The sequence below is a fragment of the Micromonospora sicca genome, assembly GCF_003172935.1.
Classification (GTDB): Bacteria; Actinomycetota; Actinomycetes; order Mycobacteriales; family Micromonosporaceae; genus Micromonospora; species Micromonospora sicca.
Genome location: NZ_QGKS01000364.1, coordinates 1 through 9692, shown reverse-complemented (window position 1 = coordinate 9692; position 9692 = coordinate 1). Strand labels below are relative to the sequence as shown.

The following is a 9692-nucleotide window of genomic DNA, read 5'->3' as shown; positions in this document are numbered from 1 at the left end:
CTTGGTGTCGATCATTGATGTCTCAGCAACACCATGATCACGCCAAGGCCGCTCACTGTCCACGGTGCACAGTGTGCTTCCCGATCGAATCCGCAGCTAACCGGGCCAGCAGGTTAAACGCCAAGCTTAGCGCCAGTTTCGCAAGGTCGTTAGTCACCGGCCAACCCGAGGCCGTAGGAGGTTTTCAAGCCCGTCCGTAATTTCCAACAGAAAACCAACGGCAGTGCTGGTCAGGTCCGCCCGCAAGGGGAGGCCGCCGTTACAGGCCGACGCCGGTCAGGGGGTTAGCCTGCCAGCGGTCGACGGTTTCGATGTAGCCGTCCGCGCTGGCATGCTGAGCAGCTGTGCCTGAACTGCTGTCGGAGACGACTCGCCACGCCATCTCGAAGATCAGCCCGAAGTCGGTCAAGGAGACCTGCGCGATCCTGAAGTGGGCAGGTTTCGACCCGATTCCGGACAAGGGTGGGGCGATCCACTCGGAGGGCGCGACGTTCATTCGGAGTGCGCACGCGAGCGTGACCGTCAGAAAGACCTTTGCCGCGTGCGACTTCAGTGACCCGGACGTCGTCGCCCGAGCGTTGAAGTTCGCGGCCCGAGCGGCCCGCCTCTACGCCACCACGAAGGACGCCGACCAATCCTGGCTGGTGCGTCTCGACCATGCGCTCACCGACGACGGATACGGTCTGGACGCCCCCGGCGACCCGCTCGCTGCCGTAACCCACTTCGCTGCTTTGGCGGACTCCGCTCTCCCGGACGCCGCCGCCATTCGCCAGGAACTGGCCCGTTTGGAGCGAGCGCTGCCCGACGACACCGGCGCGCAGATCGGCCGGGCGAAGAACCTGATCGAGGCGACCGCGAAGGCCGTACTCACCCTCACGGGCGAGACCGTCAACGACAACGACGACGTGCCCGTGCTGGTGGCCAAGGCGAGCCAGGCTCTCGGTGTGCACGTCACCCAGGCGGCCGGCCCGCAGCTGGCGCAGGTCAAGCGTGTCCTAGGGCGGCTGCATCCGCTCACTCACGACGTCGCCGAGTTGCGTAACCGGGCCGGCGACGGGCACGGCGTGACCGGTGTCGCGGCTGTCGACGCGGCCGTGGGCCGGCTCGCCGTACGGTCGGCGATCGCCTGGTGCGCGTTCATGCTGGAGGTGGCGATGAGCGGGAAGCCCGCCGGACGCTGAGGGCGAGCCGGCACCGGCAGCCGATCGTCTCCTACGCCGGTCCGTCCGGGCCACGCGGGTACCGCAGCAGAGCCGTCCCGACCTAGCTAGGCGGAGCCGTGTGGTGGCTACGCGCTCCCGTGTAGGCGCCGCCACCACCTGGCCTTCCCGGTGCCTGGCTCAGCGAGGGCCTGCGGCGGTATCGCCGGGGCCGAGGCCTACGTCGAGGGACTTTGACTCGATGCGACCGCGGATTGGGGACGCAGATGGCGCGGTATCGATGGTCGTAGCGCGAGTGGCTGGAGAACGTCAGCGGCAAAAGAAGCTGTCGAGCTTGTCGGCGACGGTGCTGTAGCCATCCCGCTTCAGCCCTTCAGGAAGCAGCTGCACAAGGTCGGGCAGCGCGCGGCGACCGCCTTCGGTTCCGACACTGGCCACCCGTCCGTTCGCCGCTCGACCGGCCTGCCGCGTCACGCGCACCAGGCCAAACGTCTCTAGCAGCCGGTGCGCCTCGTAGGTCTCCGGGCCGATGCCCATCAACTGCAGCCGGGCCTTGGCCGGCACGGCGACGCCTTCCTCCTCATCCGGGTGGTACATCAGCATGGTCATCAGCAGGAACGCCAGCTCCGCGTCGGACAGCACGCTGATCCAGCCGTTCGTGAACAGCGCGGTCGGCACCACGAACGAGTCATCGCTGTTTTTCGGCACAGAGTAGGGCGGCTTTGGCGTGGGGGCCGCCGTTTCCTCCAGGAGCATGAACTCGCGGTGGATGTTGCGGGGCTCCCCGCGATGCGGCAGTGCCACGAGGCATGCACGTTCGAGTGCCTCAAGGCCGTTGCCGAGATGGCGGCGTTGTTTATCTTGCCGCGTGATCATCGTGCGGCTGTTACCGGCGTCGTCGGCGTCGGTGGCCAACAGGTCTGTCCAAGCGACACCGTCGCGTCCGGCGTGGGACAGCGGCCGCGGATTGCCCGCCGGTCGCTCGCCCGGCTCAGTCCTGGTCTGCGCCTCGAACAGCGCGGTCAGCATGAGTCGCAGCGCGACCCCCTTGCGCCCCATGAGCCGGGTGGATGGCGGCCGAGCGTGCGGTGGCGGGACGCCGCGGTCGGACCCGTTGGTCATGGGCTCCCGAAGGCAGACGAACTCTTTGCGCACACGCACGCCGTCGTTGAGTCTGATCGTCATTGTCGAGGCATTGCGCAGCAGGTCGCGTAGGTGCAGCCCCGTATCGCTGACTGACTGATCGACCCGTTTCAGTTCAAGGCGTTCCAGCCGTGAGATCAGCCGAGAGGTATCGCGACTGGTCGGCATCCAGGGCACCGGGCCGGGAAGGGTCACCGGCTAAATCTAGCGCTGCCGAACGAACGCTTTTGCCCGACCTCTGCGCAGAACCTGCATCGTCCAGGTCGTGCAAAAGCGTTCTGAGCATACAACAAGATCGACTTTAAGGCGGCGTCGGCGGACGCATCATGGGATCCGCAGGTGCATCCGCCTCGGATCGGGGCCAGCCAGGTCAACGAGCCGCGTCGGTATGCCCTGCACCGAACTTGCGTTGGCGCGTCGCCGGCGTGAGCGCGTGGCCGGGACGCCCGAGGAAATGCGGGCGGCCCCCGGGTTCCATCCGGAGGCCGCGCACGGCACACCCAACCACCTGGCAAGCAGTAGAGGAGAAACCGCATGGCGAGCGTACGTCGCCGCGACCGCTCGAGTACATCGCAGCGCGAGGAGCAACTGTCGGGCCAGCCGTCCCGGTTGCCTCTGCGCTGGGCGGTGATCGGCATTTTGGCCCTCACCGCAGGCATCATTGGCTTCGTGGCCGGCGGCCCGGTCGCGGCCATCACTACCGCCGTGGCGGTTGCACTCGGCGCGCACCAGATGATCGCGTAATACCGCCGGGACCGCGCCGACCGGCACGGATCGAGACAGTGGGGGGCCGCCGGGCATCGGCGACCGGCGGCTCCCGCACGATCGATTTGATCAACGGTAACCAGCGGCAACGCTGGCCAGCCGGCCTCCCGGTAGAAACCAATGGTAACGCTGGTCAGAGCCGGTCCCGCAGGATGGCGGGGCCGCTCGTGCCGACGACCAGTTGACCAGCGCTACCGTTGATTCCGGGCTGAAAACTACGGCTGGGTCGATTTGCACGCCGCGAGGCCAGGGCCTCGTCTTCATGCTGCCGTTCATCGGCTCGGTGACCGGCCTGACGGTGGCCGCTTTCGGCTGCTGGATTTGGCCCCGCCGGCACCGGGCGGTATGGCTGCTGCTCGGGTACGCAGTGACCCTGGGCACCCTCTGCGCCGGGTACACCATCGCCAACGGCAACTCCCCGTGATCCCCTCGCCGGGCTGGCCGTGACCCTTGAGCTGGTCACGGCTCGGCCGTCCGGCCCGACGTCGGGATGGCGCGAGCGAGTTTCTGCTAGGCCGGGGTTCCGGCCGGTCGCCACCGGGTGAACAGTCGCTCCTCCGGCCCGTGGCGGATGACCACTGGCACGCTGATCCGGTCCAGGTCGATACCCTCGCCTGCGGGCAGCACGGTGAAGCCCTGCCTCGTGTAGTAGTCCTCCAGGCCGGATCCGGCCGAGAACTGGCCGTAGGCCAGTAGCCAGCCGAGTTGGAAGTAGGTCCGCACCGCGCGGCGCAGCAGGGTCTCACCTAGGCCCTGGCCGCGGGCGTGTTCAGCGACGGCCAGTCCTTGGATCTTCGCGGTCTTCGTTGCGGCTACCAGGGCGAGGGGCAGCGGTACGCCGGCGGCGTGAGCCTCGGACAACACGTTGCCCGGCGGGACAGCCTGCAGCACGCCCTGCAACCGCCCGTCGTTCCCTTCGGCGACCAACACCATCACCAGCCCGGACATGGCCTCGTCGGGCCGACCGGCGGCTGCGGCCTCGGCGATCGGACGCAGCATCTCCGAGGTGCCCTGCCTCATGCCTGTCAGCAGCGTCGAGGCGACCGTGCCGGCGTTGATGCCCTGCTCGACGGCCGGGTCGAGGCCCATGCCGTCGGCCAGCAGAAGCAGCTCCGCCACGCCGGTCGAATCGCCGGGCGCTGCTAACCGGATGCGGGTCCCGCCTGGTCCGGACCAACCGCGCAGTAGGCGATCGGCGGTCACCGGCGGCACCCGCGCTGATTTCTTTCTCGTCATCCGGCCTCGGCCGCCTCGCCACGCACAACGCTGTCCCTCTGGTCGGTTCGAGCACGGTTCGCCGCCTCGCCCACGAGGCGTACCCACGATGGAGGCGGGTCGGCAGGCAGCGGCGGCAGCTGCTCGTCACCGGTGAGCAGAGCGCCCAGCGAGGGGTAGCGGGGCGTCAGTGCGCGGAGGTCGCGTAACTCCCTAGCCGCGGTGATGAGGTTCAGCGTGGTGTGAGCGAGGCCGAGAGCGCCGTAGTCCAGGGCCTCGCGGAACTCGCCGAACCAGGGGTCGAACGCCGCGGTGTGTTGCGGCTGGGCCAGGTACGTGATGAAGAACGGATCCCGGACCACCCCGACGCCGCCCTGCAGGAGCTGCTTCCGGCCGCCGTCAAGGTGGATGACCAGCGGGGCGCTGCCTTTCTGCTGGTCTTGGTGGGCCAAGCGCAGCAGCTCGGGGTGCTGGACCACCGTGGGGTCGACCAGCCGGTTGAACGGCGCCGCCCACAACACGCTGTGCCCGTTGGTCGTCCAGTCCGGACGGACGACGGCGGGACCTCGTACCCCGAGGTTGGCGTGGCGGATGCCGCCCCGTGTCACCTCCGCGTACGCGGCCATCACCTCGATGTCGAACCCGAGGTGGCCGAGGCCAGCGGCGATTTGATAGCAGACCGGCAGGCAACTGTTGGGCCTGGCGCCGCTCATCTCCTGATGTACGACCGCGAGCGCGGCGAACAGCGGCACCACCTCGGCCGGGCACCTGATCAGGGCCGCCGCCATGCCGCTCTCGAAGTGGGGCAGACGCGGGTCGTCCAGGTCCGGCGTTTCTCGCCGCGGCGGGGCGGTCAGCCGCCCCAGTGGGATCGGATGCCGGACGGGCTCGCGCCGTTGCTGTCTGCTGCTGCGACCGGCCATGTGGCACGTCCTCCCCAGGCGGTACCTACGACTCGTCACCGTATCGTCGCAGTGCGATGGAAGGAAGGCGCCAGGCGCCGACGTGCGGCCATCGATAGGACCAGCGGCTCCAACGAGATGTGGCTACAGCGGTGGCGGCGTTCCAAGAATCCGCGTTCGCCAATCTGCGCAGGGCGGTGGGCAACGTCCCTCTGATCTTCGGTGCTGTGTCGGCGTACCTTCTCATGTCCGGAGAAGTGGATCCACCTCAGCTTGCACCGCACGCCGTGTGCGTGCTGGCCGGATTGCTCGCGGTCGGCGACCTCGTGTTTGATCAGCGGCGGCGTTGGGGCATCGCGCCGCTGGTCATCGCGTGGTCAGCGCTCGTCATCGGGCTGGTCGGGCTGGTCCTGACTCGCTAGTTGTGCTGGCTCGGTGGTCGAGCTGGCCAGCCGCCGGCGGCAGCTGTCGTCCGACGCCCACCGGGTGACCGGTCGTGGGGTCGCCGAAGTGTGCGATGCTTCGGTGCCGAGTACGTCCACCTCGTGGTGCTCGACACGAACGTCTACCTGCACCACGAGCGCAAGCTGGAGGACCTGAACCTCGCCGACGAGTTGGGACTGGGAATCGCCACCATCCGCCTCGTTGTGCCAATGGTGATCGTCAACGAGCTGGTCAAGGCGAAACTCACCGGCGGCGACAAGAGCTATCGCGCCGGGTACTCCGTGGCCTACATCGACCGCGTGGTGCAGGCCGGAGGCCAGCTGTGTGCCGCCGACTACGACGCCAACCCGCCGCATGGCGAGGTCCGCGTCAACGTCCTGCTCGACCCGATGGGGCACGTCCGGCTGCCGATCAACGACGACGAGATCGTGGACCGCGCGGTGGCCCTGGCGGCGTTTTCTGGCCGGCCGGTCCGGCTGGTGACCTTCGATACCGGGATGGCGATGCGGGCCCGGGCCGCCAACCTCAAGGTGTACAAGCTGGACCAGCCGCCACCTCCCCCGAAGCGCCAGCCGGGCGGTGGGCAGGCGCCCACCGCCCGGGCCAAGACGCGGGGGTGACCGGCGCGCGCCGGCGCTTAGCGGGATGCGGGCCGGTGCCGGCGGCTCACGGCCTGTTGGTCGTCGCGCGCCCACTGCTGCACGTCGGCCCAGGACAGGCGCAGCGCGCCCTGGCTGGTGGTGATCCGCTGCCAGAGCTGGCTGTGCGGCCGGCCGCGTCGGTCGTCGGTGTCGTGGGCGAGCCGGCCGACCCAGCTCTCGCTGGCGGCGGCCGTCCAGTCGCCCAGTGCGCACCGCACGAGGGCCTGGTAAAGCACGGCCGGGCTGTTGCCGCTGTAGCCGAAGGTGTACCGGGGTTCATCGGCGGGGTTGGGCACCGGTTGCGGCGCGAGCAGCGCCCCGTCGGGGCCGGGGGTCAGCGCGAACAGGCCAACTGTTGAGTCGGCGTCGTCGGCGGCGATGACGGTCTGCTCCGTCCACCCGCCCGGCGGCATGCCGGTGGGCCACTCGATCAGCAGCTCGTCGGCCAGGTGCGGCATGCCGGCCGCCAGGTGCGCGACGAGCCGTCCCTCGGGATCGCGGTAGAGGCCGAGCAGCCGCTCGCGGGCCCGGTCGAGGATCCGGTGGTGGGCGATCCCCGCGTCGCTGGCCTCCTCACAGAGCAGGCGGACCAGCCGGCGGGTCGGGTGCTGCGGGTCGCCGTGGGGGTCGGCCGGGGTGAGCGGGGTGAGGTACCGGCGGTACTCGTCGTGGATCGGGCCGTGCGCATCCGGCCAGCTGTAGACGGTCGGGAACGTGTACACCCGCCCGGGGTGCTCGCGGGCGAGCCGGCCGCGCAGGAACAGGATCGCCTCGCGCAGGGCCCCACCGTACGGGTCGTCGGGCATCCAGGGCAGGTTGCCCTCGACCTCGGCGAGCTGGTCCAGCTCGTCGAGGGCGGCGTCGGGGTCGAGGTCGCGGCCGGCGGCGACGGCAGCGCGCTGCTCCGCTGCGGCTGGCCAGGCCGGCGGCTGGGGCGCGGCCGCGAGATACCAGCCGTCCCCGCTGGTCGGATGGGTTAGGGCCCTGGTGACGTTGCGGTGCTCGGCGAGCGTCTCCCGGGCGAGCACCGCGAACGCCTGCGGGTAGGCGGTGTGCATCGAGCGCTCCAGCGCGGCGGCGAGCCGGGCGATCACGCCGGGCCAGGCCGTGATCGTGTCGGGAACCGGCAGCGGCCGGTCCTGGGCGAGCAGCCGGACGGTCCGCACGATCTGCGGGGTGGTGGTACCGGCCCACCACAACGGCACCGGCCGGCCCAGCACCCGGGCGACCTCGGCGGCGAAGACCGAGCCGGCGTACTCCGGCGCGCCCGGCCGGCGTCGCCGGCCGAGCACCACCGGTTCCGGCATGACGGGGAGCGGTTCGCGCTCCCGCTCAGGCAGGAAGCGGCGCAGCATCGCGGGCAACGCCGGCCGGGCGGGCTCCGGGGTGGACTCCGGCACCGGCTCGGGCTGCTCGGGCATCCGCCACAGCTCCAGGTGCGGGTACGGCCCGTCGGAGTCGGGGTCGAGCAGGAAGGGCTGCACGACGACGGCGCCAGCGCGGCGATCCGGGTCGAGCCGGGCGATGGCGGCTTCGGCGATGGTGTCGCGGCTGACGTCCTGTCCGACGTAGCCGACGGCGTAGACGACCGGTTGGCCGGCGCCGTCGTAGATGGTCACCGCCGCGGTGTGCCCGCGGGGCAGGTCGATGTCGCCTGACCAGATCACCTCGGCGGGCTCGGTCGCGTCGGGCCAGCCGAACGGCCACATCGCGTCGTCGGGCACCGTGCGGCCGGTGGCGCGCAGCCACCGGTCGATGGTGGCGGTGGTCCACACCTCGGCGGCGTCCGGGTCGACGCCGTCGGACGGCGGCAACCGGCGCTCGTGGTGCAGCACGCGCAGCCGCTGCGCGCTCATCCGGGCCCGGCGGGCGAACTGCGCGAGGGTGTGCGGTCGAGAATGGGGCACTGTCATATCGACACCTTCCTGTTGCGAAGAAGGTAACACCCTGGTACCGCCAGGCCAACCGACTAGGCCAGGTGCCGCAACTCTGAGTGTCGCTTGTGGCACCTCGCGGCCTCCCATCGCCCGGTCGCCGGCCAACGCGGACGGCCCCGAAGTTAGGTACGAGAACGGAAGATTCCCGGACCTTACTCACTGGAACGTCCCGCCCCGATTCGAACGCGCGGGGGCTACCGGTCGTGATCGAACCCGTAAGGCCGCGCCCACGGCCACCGGTGCGGCGGTGACCCCGGCATCGCCGTGGGCGTCTAATGTGTTCGCCATGGCCCGCAGACCTGACCGGCCTCAGGGATTTCCCACCGCCCCGCGCCCGAGCGGACGGGAACACCGACCATATGCGCCCCGGCGTTGGCCGCCGTGCTTCCGCGCGGCGTGCGGCACCGCACGTGCCGGACCTGACGCTCGCTACCAGGACATGCTCGCCGCCACCGGCACCCGCCCGGAGACGCCGTGACCCCCACCGCCAGCACCGACGTCATGACCCCGGCCACCGTGGACAACCGGCGCCGGGTACGCCTGCCAGCCGGACTCGCCGACGTGGCCGGCCTGCATCCCGGCGCCGTCGTCGTGCTGCCCGGCGCGGCCCCGGGCGAACTCGTCCTGGCCACCCCGGCCGCCGCGCTGGCCCGCCTGCGCCGCGACCTCGCCGAGGCCCTGCGGCTGGCCGACCACTACCCGACCCTGACCGCCGCGCTCACCGGCCACACCACCGGCCGGGCCGCCGTCCCGCCGGCCGCAGACGGCCCCGCCCCGGCCGCCATCCCGGCCGGCGGGCCCGTCCTGGTCGACACCGCGGTGCTCACCGCGGTGCTCGACGGCGAACCGGCGGCCGACACGGTGATCCCGCTGCTGCCCCGGCTGCAGCTGACCGATGCGGTCACCGACGACCTCATCGCCGCCGCGCACGCCGCCGGGCTGCCCGCCGAACCGCAGCCCGACCGGCCCGGCAGCTTCCGGGCCATCCTGACCGCCCTGGACGCGCTCGGGGTACGCAACTACCGCCCCGCCGACGCCGACCGCGCCGCCCTGGTCGTGCGGGACTTCGAGCTGCGCACCGCCGGCGTCACCTGCCCGGCCGAACGAGCGGTGCTCGCCCTGGCCGGACACCTCGGCGCGCCGGCGCTGCTCGCCCGCCCGGCCACCGCGCTGCCCGCCGGCGTGACCGCCATCGACTACCGCCACCTGGCGGCCGTCGGGGCGTCAGCGTGAGCGTGGACCGGCTGCCCGCCGTCCGGCAGCCGACCGACGTGCTGCACGGCGAGCTCGTCAACGCCGCGGGCACCCCGGGCCGGATCGACCTCACCCGGTGGCTGGCCACCCACCAGCCGGCGACTGTGGCCGACGTCGGTCTGCTGCACGACCTCGCCGCCGACGTGGCCCGGTTCGCCGAGGCCTCCCGCGCCGCCGGCACCATCCGCAAGTACGACGCCGGCTGGGACGCCCTGCTCGACTGGTGCGCCC

The 9692-nt window shown here is 71.0% G+C and carries 10 protein-coding genes and 1 pseudogene; 7 read left to right on the top strand and 4 right to left on the bottom strand.

The window, feature by feature from the left end; translation table 11 throughout:
- The first annotated feature begins 344 nt into the window (after positions 1 to 344).
- Entirely contained in the window at positions 345 to 1181 is an 837-nt protein-coding gene (locus DKT69_RS29585; protein ID WP_109804746.1) for an abortive infection family protein, read from the top strand.
- A 288-nt stretch (positions 1182 to 1469) separates the two neighbouring features.
- Here DKT69_RS29585 and DKT69_RS29580 read toward each other — a convergent pair whose 3' ends face one another.
- A complete protein-coding gene (locus tag DKT69_RS29580) occupies positions 1470 to 2498 on the bottom strand; it encodes a hypothetical protein (protein ID WP_146231247.1) in 1029 nt (342 codons plus the stop codon).
- A 339-nt stretch (positions 2499 to 2837) separates the two neighbouring features.
- Between DKT69_RS29580 and DKT69_RS29575 the strand changes: the two genes are divergently transcribed.
- Together DKT69_RS29575 and DKT69_RS38605 are read left to right on the top strand one after the other, a co-directional pair.
- Entirely contained in the window at positions 2838 to 3047 is a 210-nt protein-coding gene (locus DKT69_RS29575; RefSeq protein ID WP_109804744.1) for a hypothetical protein, read from the top strand.
- 283 nt (positions 3048 to 3330) lie between these two features.
- Positions 3331 to 3492 (top strand): hypothetical protein, encoded by a 162-nt coding sequence (locus tag DKT69_RS38605; RefSeq protein ID WP_161557980.1) that lies wholly within the window; start codon positions 3331 to 3333, stop codon positions 3490 to 3492.
- Between the two features lie 86 nt (positions 3493 to 3578).
- On the opposite strand, the gene DKT69_RS29570 is transcribed toward DKT69_RS38605, so the two are convergent.
- Both DKT69_RS29570 and DKT69_RS29565 read right to left on the bottom strand, forming a co-directional pair.
- Positions 3579 to 4187 carry a GNAT family N-acetyltransferase gene (locus tag DKT69_RS29570; RefSeq protein WP_161557979.1) on the bottom strand — a complete coding sequence of 203 codons (609 nt, stop codon included), beginning with the start codon at positions 4185 to 4187 and terminating at the stop codon, positions 3579 to 3581.
- A gap of 113 nt (positions 4188 to 4300) precedes the next feature.
- Positions 4301 to 5206, bottom strand: a complete 906-nt coding sequence (locus tag DKT69_RS29565; protein WP_109804742.1) for a hypothetical protein — start codon at positions 5204 to 5206, stop codon at positions 4301 to 4303.
- A 131-nt stretch (positions 5207 to 5337) separates the two neighbouring features.
- Between DKT69_RS29565 and DKT69_RS29560 the strand changes: the two genes are divergently transcribed.
- Positions 5338 to 5607, top strand: a complete 270-nt coding sequence (locus tag DKT69_RS29560) for a hypothetical protein (RefSeq protein WP_109804741.1) — start codon at positions 5338 to 5340, stop codon at positions 5605 to 5607.
- 90 nt (positions 5608 to 5697) lie between these two features.
- On the top strand, positions 5698 to 6249 hold the full coding sequence (locus DKT69_RS29555; RefSeq protein WP_161557978.1) for a PIN domain-containing protein: 552 nt from the start codon (positions 5698 to 5700) through the stop codon (positions 6247 to 6249).
- Between the two features lie 17 nt (positions 6250 to 6266).
- On the opposite strand, the gene DKT69_RS29550 is transcribed toward DKT69_RS29555, so the two are convergent.
- Positions 6267 to 8183 (bottom strand): hypothetical protein, encoded by a 1917-nt coding sequence (locus DKT69_RS29550; protein ID WP_109804739.1) that lies wholly within the window; start codon positions 8181 to 8183, stop codon positions 6267 to 6269.
- 498 nt (positions 8184 to 8681) lie between these two features.
- Here DKT69_RS29550 and DKT69_RS29545 point away from each other — a divergent pair, with 498 nt between their 5' ends.
- A complete protein-coding gene (locus DKT69_RS29545; RefSeq protein WP_236648431.1) occupies positions 8682 to 9440 on the top strand; it encodes an AbrB/MazE/SpoVT family DNA-binding domain-containing protein in 759 nt (252 codons plus the stop codon).
- A pseudogene (locus DKT69_RS29540) lies at positions 9437 to 9692 on the top strand (tyrosine-type recombinase/integrase); the annotation flags it as partial. The gene DKT69_RS29545 and the pseudogene DKT69_RS29540, both read left to right, overlap by 4 nt.